Source organism: Pseudoalteromonas sp. APC 3224 (assembly GCF_030407535.1).
In the GTDB taxonomy this organism is placed as follows: Bacteria; Pseudomonadota; Gammaproteobacteria; order Enterobacterales; family Alteromonadaceae; genus Pseudoalteromonas.
This window is the reverse complement of the sequence record NZ_JASDDF010000016.1, coordinates 21048-38519: the sequence shown is the minus strand read 5'-3', so window position 1 is coordinate 38519 and position 17472 is coordinate 21048. Positions and strand designations below refer to the sequence as shown.

General features: G+C 38.0%; 13 protein-coding genes. 1 reads left to right on the top strand and 12 read right to left on the bottom strand.

Annotated features, from left to right (window positions below; translation table 11 throughout):
* Window positions 1-7: 7 nt before the first annotated feature.
* The 12 genes from QL989_RS09355 to tagH all read right to left on the bottom strand — a co-directional run bounded on the left by QL989_RS09355 (window position 8) and on the right by tagH (window position 15093).
* Entirely contained in the window at window positions 8-787 is a 780-nt protein-coding gene (locus tag QL989_RS09355) for a type VI secretion system accessory protein TagJ (RefSeq protein WP_054201391.1), read from the bottom strand.
* 2 nt (window positions 788-789) lie between these two features.
* A complete protein-coding gene (gene tssC, locus QL989_RS09350) occupies window positions 790-2316 on the bottom strand; it encodes a type VI secretion system contractile sheath large subunit (protein ID WP_290169992.1) in 1527 nt (508 codons plus the stop codon).
* Between the two features lie 37 nt (window positions 2317-2353).
* Window positions 2354-3844, bottom strand: coding sequence for a type VI secretion system contractile sheath large subunit (gene tssC / locus QL989_RS09345; RefSeq protein ID WP_010389377.1), 1491 nt, complete (start codon window positions 3842-3844; stop codon window positions 2354-2356).
* Window positions 3841-4344, bottom strand: a complete 504-nt coding sequence (gene tssB, locus QL989_RS09340) for a type VI secretion system contractile sheath small subunit (RefSeq protein WP_010389380.1) — start codon at window positions 4342-4344, stop codon at window positions 3841-3843. The genes tssC (QL989_RS09345) and tssB overlap by 4 nt, the downstream gene beginning before the upstream one ends.
* Window positions 4345-4359: 15 nt before the next feature.
* A complete protein-coding gene (gene tssA, locus QL989_RS09335) occupies window positions 4360-5475 on the bottom strand; it encodes a type VI secretion system protein TssA (RefSeq protein WP_138605853.1) in 1116 nt (371 codons plus the stop codon).
* A gap of 202 nt (window positions 5476-5677) precedes the next feature.
* A complete protein-coding gene (locus tag QL989_RS09330) occupies window positions 5678-6475 on the bottom strand; it encodes a protein phosphatase 2C domain-containing protein (RefSeq protein WP_138605851.1) in 798 nt (265 codons plus the stop codon).
* On the bottom strand, window positions 6468-7196 hold the full coding sequence (gene tagF / locus QL989_RS09325) for a type VI secretion system-associated protein TagF (protein ID WP_138605849.1): 729 nt from the start codon (window positions 7194-7196) through the stop codon (window positions 6468-6470). The genes QL989_RS09330 and tagF overlap by 8 nt, the downstream gene beginning before the upstream one ends.
* A complete protein-coding gene (gene tssM, locus QL989_RS09320; RefSeq protein WP_290169984.1) occupies window positions 7178-10687 on the bottom strand; it encodes a type VI secretion system membrane subunit TssM in 3510 nt (1169 codons plus the stop codon). Before tssM ends, tagF begins: the two co-directional genes overlap by 19 nt.
* A gap of 10 nt (window positions 10688-10697) precedes the next feature.
* Window positions 10698-11978 (bottom strand): type VI secretion system protein TssL, long form, encoded by a 1281-nt coding sequence (gene tssL / locus QL989_RS09315; RefSeq protein WP_290169982.1) that lies wholly within the window; start codon window positions 11976-11978, stop codon window positions 10698-10700.
* 22 nt (window positions 11979-12000) lie between these two features.
* Window positions 12001-13329 carry a type VI secretion system baseplate subunit TssK gene (gene tssK, locus QL989_RS09310; protein WP_138605843.1) on the bottom strand — a complete coding sequence of 443 codons (1329 nt, stop codon included), beginning with the start codon at window positions 13327-13329 and terminating at the stop codon, window positions 12001-12003.
* Window positions 13330-13344: 15 nt separating this feature from the next.
* Entirely contained in the window at window positions 13345-13809 is a 465-nt protein-coding gene (tssJ, locus tag QL989_RS09305) for a type VI secretion system lipoprotein TssJ (RefSeq protein WP_138605841.1), read from the bottom strand.
* Window positions 13810-13824: 15 nt separating this feature from the next.
* Complete coding sequence (gene tagH / locus QL989_RS09300; protein ID WP_290169978.1) at window positions 13825-15093, bottom strand: type VI secretion system-associated FHA domain protein TagH; 1269 nt, start codon at window positions 15091-15093, stop codon at window positions 13825-13827.
* Window positions 15094-15486: 393 nt separating this feature from the next.
* On the opposite strand from tagH, the gene QL989_RS09295 reads away from it, so the two are divergent.
* Complete coding sequence (locus QL989_RS09295) at window positions 15487-17460, top strand: serine/threonine-protein kinase (protein ID WP_138605837.1); 1974 nt, start codon at window positions 15487-15489, stop codon at window positions 17458-17460.
* The last annotated feature ends 12 nt before the right edge of the window (window positions 17461-17472 follow it).

Here is a 17472-nt window from a genome sequence, read left to right as displayed (position 1 = left end):
ACTATGCTTACTCAGCTGTTTCTAGGACGTTTATTTTCAGGTTTGGAACAGTGATGGCCTCATCGTTGACAAACAACATTTTCATTCCTTTACCTATAATAAATTCGTCTTGAAGTTCTTCCCAATCAGATACTTGGCCTAGCTTTTCTAGATCTGTATTTGAGTTTGCGTAAACTAGTGGCAAGTGAGCGGTGCCCGATGGGCCGTCTTTAATAGTAATTTCAACGCGTAACCAAATACCCTCTAATAATGACGTTACAGGTTCTACTTTTAATGTTTCAATTTCATTAAAGTTAGCCAGGTAAAACTCGCCATTCGTGCCTAGCACTTCTAAATAAGGACTTAAGCTATCATCTAAATCTCGAATTGCTGATTGCTCGTCTTCAACACTCTCCAAGCGAAGCGCTTCCATTTGTTGAGCAAGACTGGCTGCTTCAGATGTTTCACCTTCAAGCAAAGCAACATGCATTTTTAAAAACAAGGTATCTAGCTCATTAGCTTCATGAAAAAGTTTAGGAATACCTTTACCTTGATAAAAATCTACGCGTGATTGCTGGGCACGAATTAAATGTCTAAGGTTAACTGCACCTACAGCAAACTCTGGGTTCTTTTGCACCATAAAGTCGAGTTGTTTGTCTGCTTTTTCAAGCTCGCCATTAATGCAAAGTAATTCAGAATAAATACTTCTAATGTCAAAATTTAAAGGCTCATCTTGCAACTCGGTAGCGCAGCATAATAAAGCATCAGCAAGTTTTCCCTCGCGAATTAAACTGTGTATTTTTTTCATGATTATTCCTTTATTTTATGATGAGGACTGAGCTCTGTTATTAACTTAATACTCGAGACCATTTGGTCTAACTGAAAGTGGGGCTGTAACTGCAAAACCGAAAAGTAATGCCCCGGGTTTGCTTTATTTTCACTTACTTTTATTTTTGCATTACTCAGTGGATATTTGCTTCTAATATGCTCAGACGCGGAGTCTGACGCAGTAGTGTAGTTATTTATCCACGCTTGTAAGTCTCTTTCACAGGCCTGTGCTGTGCTATAAGACCCCACACGATCGCGGGCTAATAATTTTAAATAATGCGCAAAGCGCGATACACACAAAATGTATTGCAACATAGAAGATAAGCGCGCATTGATATTGGCAGCACTTGAGTCGTAATTTTTTGTTTTTTGAACCGATGCATTACTGTAAAAAACAATATGCTCCGTATTTGTAACCGAAGAAGCTGGGATAAAACCGAGCTCAGAAAATTGCTTTTCAAACTTACTGGTTACTAATAAATCAAGTGGCGGCTTTGCCTCTTTTTGATAGGTATCGTTTGCAAAGCTATCACGAGCAAGCCCTGTTACTAATCCCTTAGAGACTTTACCAGGCTCTATACCACGAATGTGACCAAACCAACCGCTGTCGCAGTAAGCTCTAATTATTGTTGATACAAACTGATACGCTGCACTGCCCCATAACATGTCTGTTTCTGGATTTTTTATTTGTTCTTTGAAGTAAAAATCTTGATGGCGTTTGCCATCATTAACATAAGGCGGCCTAACTAACACATGAGGCAACGTAAACCCCATAAAGCGCGCTTCTTCCATTTTTCTAAAACTTTGCCATTTTATATATTCTGGTTGTTCAAACTGATTAAATAAATCAGAGTAATAACCTAAATCTGAAAAGTTATCAGCACCAAATAAATTAGCCGATGCCGAACATATAAAAGGAGAAAATGCAGCCGCAGCCGTTCTTGATACCTCTTTTATAGTATCAATATCATTGTAAATAGTGCCTGCTGAGCAACCATTACTGATTTCGTAATCACCAATTACAATACCAAAAGGCTCGCCTCCGGCACTGTCAAACTCGTTTTGATAAAGTAACTGAAAAAACATACTTTGGTCAAAATCAATCGCTTTGTTCACGTCTTTTGAGAGCGTTGACCAATCACAATTGAGCAATTTAACTTTTACTTTTTTTTCTTTGTCTTGTTGCTCTGTTTGTAACAATAACCACCATAGATTACGCCAGCTAGCTTCTAAGCGTTGAAAGCTATCTGCATGAATTATGTGGTTGAGTTGCGATGAAATAAGTTGATCGAGTTCAATAATTACACGTTGTAAATAAGGACTCAAAGACTCCTTATTCCAAGAAAGGGGAGAATCAGAAGAGCCTTCAAGCCATAACAATAACGCTTTATCTAGGTTTTTTTCATTTAAAAACCTATCGAGCAAAGCGTCATTATCGCTAATTCGAGACTGTGACTTTTGTTGAAAAGTGAAGTCTTGATTTATAAATGAAAACTCTTCGTGATTCATTCTATTGCATCATCCTTAATGCGAGAGAGCGGTATTATTAACCGATCTCTGGGATTTTAGCTACAAGACGTAAAGAAGACGTTAGTTCTTCCATTTGTAACCAAGGTTTCAACCAAGCAACAGCGTTGTAGGCACCAGGTTGACCTGGGATCTCTTTTACAGATACTTTTGCATCTGCAAGAGGGTAACGTGCTCTGATGTCTTGACCACCGCCCTCTGTCGCATTTACATATGACAGGATCCAACGGTTTAACCATGATTCAACGTCTTCAGCTTCCATAAAGCTACCAATCTTGTCACGTGCCATTACTTTTAAGTAATGCGCAAAGCGAGAAGTTGCCATTAAGTATGGTAAACGAGCTGAAATAGCAGCGTTAGCCGTGGCATCAGGCGTTGAGTAAATTTTTGGTTTTTGACAGCTTTGACCGCCAAAGAAAACAGCATAATCAGTATTTTTATAGTGACATAGAGGTAAGAAGCCTAACTGGCTTAGCTCTGCCTCACGACGATCTGTAATGCCAATTTCTGTTGGACACTTAAGATCTGGATCACCATCATCACTAGTGAATATGTGAGTCGGTAAGCCTTCCACTTTACCGCCACCCTCTGCACCACGAATAGCAGTACAGAAACCGTATTGAGAAAACGCAGCGGTCATGTTAGTTGCCATAGCGTATGCTGCATTACTCCAACAGTAATCACCGTTATCAGTGCTCACTGAACGACCGTCTTTTGGCTCAACTTCAAACTCTTCGTAGTTGAACTCTTCAACAGGTTTAGAAGCAGCACCATAAGGTAAACGCGAAAGGAAACGCGGCATAGTAAGTGATACAAAGCGTGAATCATCGCTGTCTCTAAATGAGCGCCATTTAGTGTATTCTAATGATTCAAATACTTTTTCTAAATCACGTGGTTTAGTAAGCTCTTCCCAATTATCAAAACCGAATAAAGACGGTGAAGAGGCAGCAATAAATGGACAGAATCCAGCTGCAGCCACATTAGACATTAAGCTCAATGTTTCAACATCTTCAGGGTGATTAGTAAATTCAAAGTCACCTACGATAGTGCCATATGGTTCACCACCTGGAGTACCAAATTCAGACTCGTAAATTTTCTTGAAGGTTTGGCTTTGATCAAACTCAACGGCTTTACTTAAGTCTTTATGTAACTCTTTTTTCTTCATGTTTAAAACACGAATTTTTAATGTAGAACTTGTTTCAGAGTTCATCACTAAGTGATGCAAACCGCGCCATGAGCCTTCAAGCTTTTGAAACTCATCCGAGTGCATTACCACACTTAGCTGTTTTGAAATTTTTTGATCGATTAACTGAATAGCTTCATTAAACGTCACAGTCATGTTTTTATTCCATTGAACTGTGCCTTTTAACGCTTCTTCTGTTAATGTTTTTAGTAATTCTTCAGCACGGCTCGACTCTGTTTGTTTAGTCGCGCCAATTGCTTGCTCTAATAGTGAAGAACTTACTTCTGATACCGATTCTGATTCTGTTGCTAATTGTTCAGTGCTCATTTATCAGTCTCCTCTAAGTTAAGTTCTTTAGCCATCGAGTCTAAGCTTGCTGTATTACTTAATACTTCTTCGAGTACATTTTCAAGCTCTTCTGAGCGGTCAATCTTGGTCATCAAGTCACGCAGCTTGTTGCGCGTTTCCATCAATTTGCGTAAAGGCTCTACTTGATTTACAACCGCAGCAGGCTCGAAATCGTCAATCGACTTAAAGTTCAAGTTAACTTCAAACTGAGAACCATCATCCGTTAATGTATTGTCTACTTTTAAACGCAGAGAAGGACTCATACGTTTTAAAACATCATTAAAGTTATCACGATCAATTTGAATAAAACGTCTATCTTTTAGTGGTTTAAGTGCTTCTGTGTTATCACCAGAAAAATCACCCATTACACCTACTACAAAGGGTAATTCTTTTTTTACTGCCGCGCCCTCAGTTTCCACATCATAAGTGATATGTACTCTTGGTTTACGAACTCGTTTTAACTTATCATGGATACTCATTGAGAACTCCTTTTACTATGTTTCAGTTTCGCTGATCTTAATGCCAGACAACTTAAAGTATCCAGTCCTAGCATCACTATCTGTAATTAACTCATTTAATAACTCAGGTAGCGATAATTCGCTCCATCGAATAACTTGTTCTATCGTGTAAGACATTGGTGAATGAGGTTCAGTCTTTCTGAAAAATGTCGCAATTTCTTGAAGTTTTTTTATTGCGTTTTCTCTCGAATCAATCTCATCACTGACACGCTTTTTAGGTTGCGCTGAGTCTGCTTCTATCTCATCCTCAACCACTTCCTCTTCAGGCTCAGCATTTGCCTTATCTAATGCAATTTGTGCTGCTTCAAGTTTATCTGCTGCAACATGATTTACCGCAGCTAAGCTCACTTCTAATGCTTGTTTAATATTAGATGTAGGTTGTGGCTCACCCGTCACCTTATCCATAACCTCACTCAAAGCGGCAAATTTTTCTATCGCATCTTCAATATCATTTTTTAAAGATACAAAAAACTCGGTACTGGTTTCGGCTGCACTTTTTTCAAGCTGTTCAAAATCAACGGCACCTTGGGTTATCTTCTTTTCGCGTTTTTCATCACTTAAACGTGAAATGTCATAACCTTGCTGATATTCCCAAAAAGAAAAAGGATCCATACTGACACTGTCTGTCATGTATATACTTTTAATTGGAATAATTAACGTACCTTCACCAGCACTGCCATTTAAGCCAACTAATGCAGACACTTTGTCTGAAATTTCATCACCGTCATCAAGTGTTGGATAAAGTGACTCAAAATGATGTTCCAAAAGGTGCTTAGCAACACTAAAACCAAACGCAATGCCTTTAAAGCCATGAACGCGGCACAAGCCTTCAATTAGCCAAGCTAGGTATTCTATATCTTTACTTTCGGTTTTAATTGCCTCACTACATTGCTCAAGTAGCGGAATCCAATCTCGAGAAAGCGAAGCAATTCCTTCTTCATCGACTAGCGCATTTCTTTCAGCCGCACGAAGTTGGTTTCTTAAATCTTTTAAGGCGTAGTAAGTAGACGTTGGAGAGACATCTGAGCGAGGATCAATACCTGCAAACTCAGTATCTGAAATAGGGGAAATATACTCTTCAAATAAAAACATTCCATTGTCCTAAATATTATCCATATTCTCTAAAGCTTAGAGCGGAGATAATATTACATTCTTTAAATTAAATTACAAGCTTCAGCACCATTGTGCCGATAAGCTGGCTAATGTTATTTTGTAAATAATTGAAATAACAGTTTTTTGTTCCTGATATATTTACAACTTTTTTTCTTAAATATACTAAAACAGGCTTAATCAGCTACTTAGTGAACAATGGAATCGTTGCCTCATCTTGTAAATTACAAGATTGTATCGATTGATTGGCATCTACATCATCATATTTTACTAATATACAAGTTACGTTATCTTTAGCACCTCTGACTAACGAGGAGTGCATTAAAGCCATTCCTGAATCAATTATGCTACTTGGCTCTAATGACAAACATATGTCCTCATCTGATAATTCACCTGTAAGACCATCTGAACATAATAAAAAGATATCGCCCTTGTTTATCTCACCCTCAATTACATCCACCTTCACTTCATCCATTACGCCCACAGCACGAGTAATAACGTTAGATAATGGGTGGTTTTTAGCTTCTTCAACAGAAATCATTCCCTCGTCGATTAAGTCATTAACTTGACTATGATCTCGAGAAACTTGCGTTAGTTTACCATTGCGTAATAAGTAAGCTCTGCTGTCACCAGCCCATAATATGTAATAGCGCTCATTCTTAACAAACAAAGCTGTTACCGTACTGCCTGCTGTTTTATTGCTTAAGTATTGCGCGCTATATTGATTTAGTTGCTTATTTGCATCTTCTATAGCGCTAACAATATGACTTACGGTCAAGTCCTCTAGCCTGAGCTTTTCAACAGTAGTTCTAATCACATCAACCACTAATTGACTAGCAACTTCACCCGCTTCATGCCCGCCCATACCGTCAGCTACGACCCATAAGTTATGGCTGTTAATTTCCACGTGCGCATCTTCATTAAGCTGCCTCACTGCACCTCTATGAGTAATGGCATAACTTGTACTTAAATTACTAATCACTATTTTTTACCTGTGTGTAATTCCATTCCCAATGCTTCCAACGTCCATCTAGCATAGCGGCTACTTGATTAACCGGCGGCAAAGCTGACGTGATCAGTACCATAGGCTTAATATTGCAAGAACCATGAGTCCACCAAACACTGTAATCACCATACTTTTTATGTAAAATCGCATGCATGGCATCTTGTAAAATATGGTCGCTTAACTCAGTGCCTGAAAACTCTAGAGCGATTGCTTGTTTGTTTTTATCTTTTGAATTGGCATAACTTACTTGCTTTTTATTTGCAGCAACGTCACTTAGTGTACTTGCCAGTTCTTTTCGCCAGGAAAACAGATCCACGGAGCCATCAAGTACTTTAAGAACAGCATCTTCGTATTCTAATGAAAAAACACCAGAATGAAGCACATCAACCGGAGCAATATGAGTTGCACGAGTAACAGTGAGTGGATAGTGCCTTCCTACTGCATCCATACTGGGCAATAACGTACCCATAATGCCAGTATCACCAACAATGTTTGGGCTTAATGCAAAGTGCCAAACCGGGCCAGTAAGGTAGCTTTCTTGCCAAACATCACCAAGTTGCTCTTTACTCACAGCAATGGCAGCTTGCAGCCATTGCTCCCAATGCTCTGAAAACTCTTTAGTTACATTATCTTGAACAAAGTCGCCTAAACAAGGAACCTTGCCAAGATAACCAATATCTACAATCGGGTCGGACATGAAAACTTCTCTACACTGCTGTTCCAAAACGGATGCCTGATTGAGCTAGGCAGTAATTCTACTTTTGCGTTGTTACCCATCAAGGAGAAATGTAACTCTAGATCTTGACGTGTTTTGCTACGCTTTTCGCTGAGCTCATCTAGCATTCGATAAAGTGACCACTCACCTTGATAAGTTGTATTAATTGAACGCCCACCGTTTGGCGGTGTAAACACAACGCGAGTTTTACTTTGACCACTAGCGCCAGGCCATACAAAGTTTGTAACTTTGAGTGGACCATGACGGTAAATCATTGACTGGCCATCAATTTCAATCATTAAACTAGATACCGTTTTATCTAAATTAAAAGTACGTAAGCCAAACTCAATTCGGGGTGTATCACTACCACGTTCAAAAAATGCGGTTTGAATTTTGAAAGCATGCTCAAACATTTTTAAGGTGTTATTGCTAATACCAATATCTTTTTCAAATTTCCACGGGCTAGAGCTCATATCCACACTCGGAGCTACATAGCTATTAAAAAAGTTATCTATGGTGCCATTAGGGCCAAAGAAGCGAGTAAAGTCTTTAATGCTGACCTCTTTTTCAGCCTGCGGAGCAAATGGGTAACGCCCCACAATTGCCGCGTTATACTCGCGCAACACTTTGCTTTTCCAAATTTCATTTAAATGTCTGTTGGCACTATTTTTGGTGATGTTGCTAGTATCTCTACTTATATCAAGTAACCAACTATTAAACGGATATGGTAAATCACTACTTTGGTACTCTAATTGACGAATAAAACTCGGTTTGCTCTTACCACTTATTTGATCTTTAATTGAGTATTTAAGCTGATCGCCTCGATCAAGTTTAGTTAGGTAAATATTCAACTCTCTTAAGTTTTTCTGAATATTATCAAGCTGCTGAATGTCTATATCGATAATGTCTTCAAACGCCTCTTCGACTTGATAGCCCGGTAGCTCTACCTCAAACTTAGGCGCCTCGTCAGGTAAAAAGCGTTTAATTCGATTTGCTTTCGTTTGCATCGCAACCTTAGCTGCATTAGCGGCAATATCTCCTGCGACCTTTTGGTTTTCAGAGATAGGTAGCTTAGTTAATTGAACATTCTTTTTAACTGCATTGATGATATTTTTTATTGGCGCCTCTGAGCCTGCTAATACATCAGTAATGTTCACACCCTCAGCAGGTGAGCTGTACTGATTAAGACTCAAGTCATCTAAAAACGACTGCCAATAATAAATATAATCTTGAAAATAACGTTGCTCTAGCTTCTTTTCTATCTCTGCTTTAGAAATATCATACGTGCCTGAGGCTTCTTGGCCATACACCCAGCTACTGGCCATTAAGTTGCCAAGCATTTTTCCTTTTTCAATATTAAAAATGCCATGGAAACCGTTAAAAGTGTATAACCCTGGAATACTGCGCGTTAGATCACCATTGTTACGAAATGTAAACTTTTGCGCACTTTCAAAGCTAATAATATCGGTTAATCTAAAAGGCGGAATACTGCTATCAAGAAAATCAGCTTGAAGTCGTTGGTATGCTCTTTCTGCAATCGGTAGTTTCGTAAGTTCTGCACGAGCTACTCGAACCGCCTGATTATCTATTTCAGTTTGTGTTACGCCCTCTTTTAACAACGCAGCAATATGATTCATCAGCTCATTACGCGTCTGCATGTTCAAATCACCAGGCAAATTTCTATCTAAATATGCACTAAACCAAACGTAAATATCTTCACTCTCAAAATATTCAGGTTTAAATAACATTAAGTAGCATCTGAGCGTTTCATATAAATAACTCAGATGTTCTGGATGAGCCTCCATTTCCTTTATTAACGTGTTTGCAATAAAGGGCTCTAAATAGGTTTGTAAGGAACGTTTATAAGCATTAGTAGAAGATTCTTTAATTTCAGTAAGCTTATTAAAGCCAACTGAAGATGCATCTTCAGGATCAATTAACTGATCATTGGTTGCTGGCAAGTTTCTCAATGCATTTAATCGATCATTTAGTACCAGTAGATTATTTCTATCAAAAGAAGATGAGTCTAGCTCTTGGTACGTGGCAATTGCTTCATCTGTGGCATCAATTAAGTTGCTATTCCATGCAAAGCTAAAATACCAAGAAATTGAAAAGCCGAACAAAGCAACACATGCAAGTGACACACTAGCAACTCGAAGCCACTTATTTTGTTTGTCATGGTGTTTGTTGGTACTTGCTAAGTTTTGCTCAGGAAAAATAACGCTCTCTAAAACGTTTTTAATAAAAAAACTTTTAGATTGGTTTATATAATCGGTTTTACCTGCACTAGCATCATTTAAAAAGCTTGAAGGGGTTCCCTCTTGAGTAGCGCTGGTTAAATACACGCCTCTGAACATAGGTAACTCTTCATAAGCGTTAGGAGTAAAAATCTCTTTTAAGAAGTCATCAGCTACCCCTTGTAGTACACGTAGCTGTCTGGGGAATTCAAAGATTTTAGCTCGAATAGCTTCATTACGCTCGTTGATCAGTCGACGGTTCAACATCTCTGTAAGTTTAGAGATTAAAGCATGGAATTCTTTGTTAAATGCATCGACTTGAGTATCTTTATCTAAATCAAGCTCAAAGGTGATCCCCCAAACTTGCTCACATTCTTCCTCAGTAAGTTCGCCAAAGAACTCCCTGAATCCTTCAATTAAGTCTACTTTAGAAAAAATAACATAGACAGGAAATGTCATACCAAGCTGGTTTTGTAGTTCTTGAAGGCGTTGTTTTATAGCTCGTGCATGAAGGTTTCGCTCAGTTTTGGTCTGACTCATAAGTTCAGAAATACCCATACTGATCATTACCCCATTTATAGGGCGTAATGGGCGATGTTTTCTTAGTAACCCGAGAAAGCCTTCCCATGCTCTAGAGTCGTGTTTAGCGTGACTACTTTGCGTTGTGTAACGACCGGCGGTGTCGATTAATACCGCTTTATTGGTAAACCACCAATCACAATTGCGCGTACCACCAACACCATGCACTAAATCAACTCCAAGCTTATCCTTTAATGGGTAATCTAGGCCTGAATTATGAATAACCGTTGTTTTACCTGCGCCAGGTGGACCAATCATGATATACCAAGGTAATTGGTATATATTTTTACCTTTAAATAGTTTTACGTCTTTGAGTAAATCTATGGCTTCATTCATTCTGGTTTTTAAGGTGGTTATTTCTTCGTTAACTTCACTACTATTTGCATCGTTGTTATCTATTAACTCATCTGCCATTTTTTCATCACGTTTGCTTTGCTGCATAAGGCGATAAATTTTAGTCACAGAAAAAACAAGTAGTATCAATAAAATAGTTAGTAGTCTTGCTGCAACACCGGCAAGCGGTACATAATCTGCAATCGCAATTAGGGGACCACCAAACCAAATTAATAATGATAAGGCTAAAAAACCGATAATTAAAATAGCGGTTCGAGACGTTAGTGCGTAGGTTATTTTTTTAAATTTTTGTGAGAAACTCATTACAGCCTCATTAAAATAATAGATCGATTTCAATTCTGCGGTTTAACGACCGAGAAGCTGAATCTGAATTGCTAGCGATAGGCTCTGCTGCGCCCTTTCCTTCTGGCCATAGACGACCGCTCAAATTGGTACTTTTAGCCATTAAATTAGCAACTTGTGTTGCTCTAGCTAAAGATAGATGCCAATTAGAAGGGTACTTATCAGTGCTAATTGGTAAGTCATCTGTATGACCTGTTATGAGGACTCGCCCTTTAGTTCCTTCTAGGCTTAACGCTAACTTTTCTAAAATAGGCTGGAATGAAGGGAGAAGTTGTGCGTCTCCTTGCTTAAACAAGTTTTCACTATTAATTGTAATGCGGATCCCATCGGAGGTTTTAGCAACGGCGACAATCCCCATTTTAATCTCTGTTTGCAACAACTGTTCAAGTACGCGTAATTGCTGATCTTTTTTATCAACAGTTTGGTTAACTGCTAAAGGGTGAATACCTGCTAGCTTTTCATTAATCTCTACAACATCGTTATTCAGCTTCATATTTATTGATAAATAGATCATCAATAATATGAGCCCCAATACCGAAAATATGACCCAAAGTGGAACTTGATTTCTCAGTTCAACACCCGCTGCTACTCTTTGCTTCCAGTTTGGAGACAGCTTATTGTTAATTGGCCCATTAAGTTGGTTTAATAAATGATAAAGTTGTGAACGATATTCTTCGATTTTTGTATCACCACCGGCACCTAGGCGATATTTACCTTTAAATCCTAAATTCAAGCAGTGATATTGCAACTCTAAAAATTGTTGATTTCTCTCTGGTTGAGCTAAGCCTGAATCAAGTAGCGTGTAAAAATATTCACCGCCAAAGGTTTCTTTATGAAAGGTAGAAAGTAGGCTTTCATCCGCCCACTCCATTGAACTCCATTTTGAGTTCAATACAGACTCATCAAGAATGGCGCACAAACAATAACGCGAATTATTGATCACCTCTTTTGATAAGTGCTGATTGCGAACTTCTACTTCAAATCGTTTGATAGCCTCAACACAACGATGTTTAAGCGCTGCAAGGTTACTCATTTCAAGCGATTGATTGATTGAAATTACAAGCGAAAAACAATCGGTTGCCGCTTCTAACAAAGGGTTTTTAAATATCGATACTTTGTTACTACCTAATGATTTTGCAGAAGGCGGCTCGACCGACATCACTGTTTTATCAGCATCATTTTGTGCAGGGTTGCTACTTGGCGTATTTCGCCCTAATCGACCTGGGCGAGGTTTGATAATGGTTTCGTCCATTGAAACTCTTCCTTTTAAAAAGTTAAGTTCTTATCGCCCAAAGGCTTAATTGTAGCTCAGGGTAGTTTCCTGAGAGGTGAATGGCAATTCCCCCACTGGAACGCAATTTATCCCAATGTTCACCATGCCTATTTAATTCAAAATAATGAAAACCAGCATGATAAGGAATTTGTCTTGGTGCTGTTGGTAAATTACTAATCGTAATACCTGGAATTTGGTTATTTACCAGATCTCGAATAGTTTCTACACTGCCAATTTTAATTTGTGAAGGTAGAATTTTTCTTAATTCTTCATGAGGCACACTTGCTTTAATTGCTAATACAAATTGGGCTGAATTAAGAATAGACTTATCTTTTAACGCACCAAAAGAAATACCAAATTTACTTTGCTCAAGTTTAATTTCAGTTGCTGTTTGCTCAATAACGTGACTCAACGACTGATATAAAAAGTTAACCACTTCATTAAATACCTGCCCTAAATTAGTATGGTCATAATTGGGTAATTTAGGCACTCTCTTATTAGCAGTGCTGAAGGTTGATAACTCGCCCGCAAGCTCAATTAAACGACTGTAAAATACATTAGGGTGTAAACTATTGACACTAAGTAAGTTATTAAATATCGCATCATACTTATTTAATGTTTGTAGCATGATAAAATCTGCAACTGAAGAACTTCCTGCATAGCCCTGGCTGAGCCTTGCGGCGATGCTTTCAGCGCGTTGCTTTATCATTGAGCCTATTTCTCTGACTAGCCCTGATAAGGGTTTACATTGCCCTACTTTTAAAGATGGAGGAATATACTTTGCATCTAACTTTATTTGGCCTTCACTACTCACATCTATAATTCTAGCTAAAGGTAATACAATATAGCCTGAGTGATCATCAGACGACAGCATCAATTTGCTATACACTTTCGCAACTTGAATAATTTCTTGAGATTGCGCTCCTAATAAATCATCACTCACTGACAGGTCATTGAGTTTATAACGAGTCACTGTATTATCGTCGGCTGAAGATATATTAATCCCGCTATTTTTTAGCGCAGGGATGGCAAGATAAACAACTTCATCAAAAACATCTTTATTAACCACCAACGGTTCAGGTAGCGACGTTGATTGAGGCATATCTATTGGTAATAAGTCTGGAGTGATTGCTGATAATGCGTCCACGGCAAACTGCCCGCTGTTAAGTAATTCATTATCAATACTTATATCAATTATCCCCCATGGATCAGCAAGGTTGCCACTGCAAACTTGCTTGATAACATTGGAAATATATTTGTCTGCTTGTTGAAAGTGCTGAGGTCTTAAAAACATCCCTTCAGTCCAAGCAACACGAGTGTTATCACCCATTTTAAAAATCCTTTTTTATTGCTCTCTCATGTATGTCGCAATTGCTTCTACATTAACATTGATATCGTCATAGCCGGTAGGGTCAACTTCTATAACCGCTCTCCACCTTGCTTGGTCTATATTTCTATAAGCAACAACAACCCCAACGTAACGAGTATTACGATTAAGGCTCATTTTATATTGCTGCACAGAATCAGGCTGAAGTTCTAATTCATCTTTTTTTAATAAGTCAGGTCCGAGGATCTTTTCTGGTGTGTCGTACAAGCTAAAAAAGTCCTGCGTGTCAAAAATAGTTCTTGAGCTGAGCTCAAAAATTTTCATTACCACTGGAGAAGGACGTTCTGATGTATCTGGATTAACATTTTTAGATACATTAATGATCAGATCGGTAGAAGGGGGTACGATTTTATTCATCGTAGAACATCCCATTACCAAAAATAGTAAACTAAAACTCAATAAGTAGAGCTTAACTTTGTACATTATTTACTTTCCTTTCTAGTGCGTTTCTTTGATTCGATCGTTGTATGCCTTTAAGAAATCATCTGACATTGCCATGGCGCCTTTAGTGTTCACTTCCTGAGAAATATCATCATATAAACTTTGATATAATTTCCAGCATTTAGACTCTATTTGACCAGGGATAATTTTTAACACGTTAGAATTATCGTTTGCCTGTTGATTAATTTGCATGGGAGAAACCTGCGACAACATCCCTTTTAACACGCCATCTGCACCAGCGAGTAATGCATGCTCATGCTTACGTGTGTCTATAAAGCTTTCTTTAATAGATTCATTCGAAGACAGAAAGCTTGCACTATTTTTTATGAACAAGTTCTGAATAACGTCATCAATGTTGGCAGAAAATTTTAATGGATTGTTTTGCTCAGCCTGAAACATCGTATGATTCAATCTTAATTTGTTTTTTACAATAGCGCGTTGACGTAAAGATTCCATAAGCTCAGTGAGCAATAAATTAAGCCCTTGGCCCATTTCAAACCACAGCTTTTCATTATCTAACGAATTTTTAAGTTCATCTTTAATCCCCAACCCTTTTAAAAACGCATCTGATAACGCCTTGTCACTTTGAACCACGTTTTTTACTGGTGCAGACTGTATCTCAGGCTTATGCTCATTAGCGTGGGTACTTGAACGGGGGGGTTCTTGAATAGGCGCAGGGGTATCAACAGGTGCTGATGAATTGCTAACATTATTGCCAATGTCAAAATCATCGGTATTCATAAGGCGCGTTAATTCATCCCAGTCTTCCGGAATATGATTATCAGTTTGTTGCTGCGCAGTCACTGATATCTCAGGCATCGACTCATTCATAATCGAGTCATCGAATGAAGGTATAGACTGCTCAGCCGGTTGAGAATTTTGCGCAGCGAAAGCATCTACTGATTGAAAATGACTTGGAGCAGAATTACTCACATCGGCTTGTTGAGCTGATGTTAGCACCACACTGACTTGAAAATCGCCAATGGTTAACACGTCACTGTCTGACAAACGTTGTTTGTTGCCTTGACCGAGCGGCGCTACAGCAAAATTAATAAATAATCCATTGGTTGAATTATCGTATACGTAAAAAGAGTCACCTTCTTTTTCTATTATGCCGTGTTTACTTGAGATTATTTTTTCGGGATCAGGTAAGTGCCAATCGCACGCTTCAGAGCGACCAAAAGTTAATGAATCTGTTACAGTTTTAGTGGCTTCTATTTCAGGTGAAAGTCTGTGATAACTAGTGATGTTTAGTATCAGTTCCATTTGATAAGTCAGTCCCTTATATCATTATTGTGAACAGGATAAAGTAGAAGCGAAACTATTGTCAACATTGAAATTAACACAAGAAAATATTGCGCTATTGATTTTGTCTCTAAAACAAGACGTTTGATAAACAAATTATACAGCGATGAAATATTTTACCGTAATGCTTTATAACTAGACCGAAAATAGCCTTCTTAGAGACTCCTTCTAGCTTTAAACCGACTTTTTCAATTTACAGTAAGGGAAATTTACCAACAATAATATGTCATTCAGGCATTGCTATAATTGTATATTTTTGTAAAATACATGCTCATATCAGAGGGAAAATTGATAGATAAGCAGAGAATATTTACCTTTGTAATTATTTAACTTAACACAATAAAAGGATTTTTTATGAGCAGTACTAATGATCACAACGATAAAACTCAGATTGCTTCCCTAGACTCAAACGCAAAAAAAACGTCAAACATTCGCAAGCAAAATCTACTTGGCAAAAAAATATCTGGCCGCTATTTAATTGAAGAGCTGATTGGCCAAGGCGGGATGTGTTATATCTATCGGGCGCGCGATACTTTTTTAGAAAACGGTAATCGCTCAGAAGCATCGGTAGCAATTAAAGTACTTCAAGAAGAATTCTCAAGCTCTGAAGAAGCTATCTCACTACTAAAAGATGAAACAGCAAAAACGCAACAGCTTTCCCACCCAAGTATTGTCAAAGTGTACTCAGCAGACTCTGACGGCGATCTATATTATGTCACTATGGAGTTAATTGAAGGGGAAACACTAGAACAAATTATTAAACGAAACAAACCCTCTGGCTTAGCGTTTAAAAAAGCAAAAATTATTTTAAAGCAATTAACTGACGCTCTTGTATATGCCCACTCGCGTGGCGTCATTCATAATGACCTCAAGCCTTCAAATATTATTTTTGATTCTAACGGTAACCTTAAAGTACTTGACTTTGGTATTGCCAAACACAAAAGCTTAGACGATCAATACGCTGTAAAAAATGACAGTGAACTGGCAACAATTGGTGGCTACACCCCAACATATGCAAGTCCTGAACAATTAAAGGGTAGTGAAGCATCAGTAAAAGACGATGTATTTTCTTTTGCATGCATTGCTTATGAACTTCTCAGCAGTAAACACCCATTTAACCGTATTGCTGCAGATAAAGTTCCTAAAAACACAACAGTGAAAAAACCAAGTAACTGCCCTATTCTTTTGTGGAACAATTTAAATAAAGCATTAGTTTTAAATGCGAATCAAAGGCTTGAATCATTAGAGCCCATTTTAAAAAGTCTTACAACAAACTTAAACCCTGCTATTTTTGCTACAGCAGCGAGTATAGCCATTATTGCTTTGATTACGCAAAACTATTACTCAAACTCAGATAATACTAAACAATTACAGGCACAACTCGATAATGCCAAAGCAATTAATCAACAAGTAGAAGCGTGGATGTCTTGGCAGGGGCCAACAATTTTAAACAAACTTGAACAAATCCCGCCACAATATGAAGTGCTTAAACAAGGGTTACTAAGATCAAACCAGCAAAGCATATTAGAGAGCTTTAACGATGAAGCTAATCAGTTTAATAATATCGCAGGTCGTAAATTTAAAGATTTCGATAAAATTATAGCCGTTTACTCTGATGCATTAAATTATTACCCTGACTCAGAAAAACTATCAATGCAATTAGAAAGTGTGCTTAGGGAACGCCAATCAATTATTTTTGATATTACAGCCAGAATCGATTTATTACTCGAACAGTCGCGTTATAACGAGGAGCAGCCAAATAGTATTGCCCACTTGATTTTTGACTTAAAAGAAGTTGATAAAACTTACCGTTATCAGCCTACAGATCTTCACTTTGATAATTTTACAGTTGCGTTAAATACCGCGATAGAAAGTGACGATGTGATCACCCAAAAAGTTCTCTTAAACGTGGGTAAAATCGTTTTTACAAACAACAAAAAAGCGGATGAGTTACTAGCAAATTTAATGCAGCGAGAATCTGCTATTAATGCATTAACTGCTTATCAGCAAAAGATTAATTTAGGCGAACAGGCAGACTTTCCTCGTGCCGATGCAGTGGTGTTTTATGGTCCTAAGTTTCAACGATTCTCTGCTCAGTTAGAAACAATAGAAGATCATAAAGCTTTAATGGAATTCGAAGAATTTATTAAATCTGAATCAACAGCATTACCGGATGACTTCTCACTTTTAATTTCGTTGAGAAAAGAATTGTCGAGACGTTACATCAGTACAGCAAACGATTTAATGAAAAAAAGAATGTATAAAGCCGCTGAACGTTTAGTTGAAAAAAGTGAAGCGATTACTCAGTCGTTAGACAAAATGCTCTAAAAAATGCGTTTA

Bases quoted from the DNA above. Each gene is read 5' to 3' on its own strand.
- QL989_RS09355 (WP_054201391.1), bottom strand. From the start codon at position 787: ATGAAAAAAATACACAGTTTAATTCGCGAGGGAAAACTTGCTGATGCT.
- tssC (WP_290169992.1), bottom strand. From the start codon at position 2,316: ATGAATCACGAAGAGTTTTCATTTATAAATCAAGACTTCACTTTTCAA.
- tssC (WP_010389377.1), bottom strand. From the start codon at position 3,844: ATGAGCACTGAACAATTAGCAACAGAATCAGAATCGGTATCAGAAGTA.
- tssB (WP_010389380.1), bottom strand. From the start codon at position 4,344: ATGAGTATCCATGATAAGTTAAAACGAGTTCGTAAACCAAGAGTACAT.
- tssA (WP_138605853.1), bottom strand. From the start codon at position 5,475: ATGTTTTTATTTGAAGAGTATATTTCCCCTATTTCAGATACTGAGTTT.
- tagF (WP_138605849.1), bottom strand. From the start codon at position 7,196: ATGTCCGACCCGATTGTAGATATTGGTTATCTTGGCAAGGTTCCTTGT.
- tssM (WP_290169984.1), bottom strand. From the start codon at position 10,687: ATGAGTTTCTCACAAAAATTTAAAAAAATAACCTACGCACTAACGTCT.
- tssL (WP_290169982.1), bottom strand. From the start codon at position 11,978: ATGGACGAAACCATTATCAAACCTCGCCCAGGTCGATTAGGGCGAAAT.
- tssK (WP_138605843.1), bottom strand. From the start codon at position 13,329: ATGGGTGATAACACTCGTGTTGCTTGGACTGAAGGGATGTTTTTAAGA.
- tssJ (WP_138605841.1), bottom strand. From the start codon at position 13,809: ATGTACAAAGTTAAGCTCTACTTATTGAGTTTTAGTTTACTATTTTTG.
- tagH (WP_290169978.1), bottom strand. From the start codon at position 15,093: ATGGAACTGATACTAAACATCACTAGTTATCACAGACTTTCACCTGAA.
- QL989_RS09295 (WP_138605837.1), top strand. From the start codon at position 15,487: ATGAGCAGTACTAATGATCACAACGATAAAACTCAGATTGCTTCCCTA.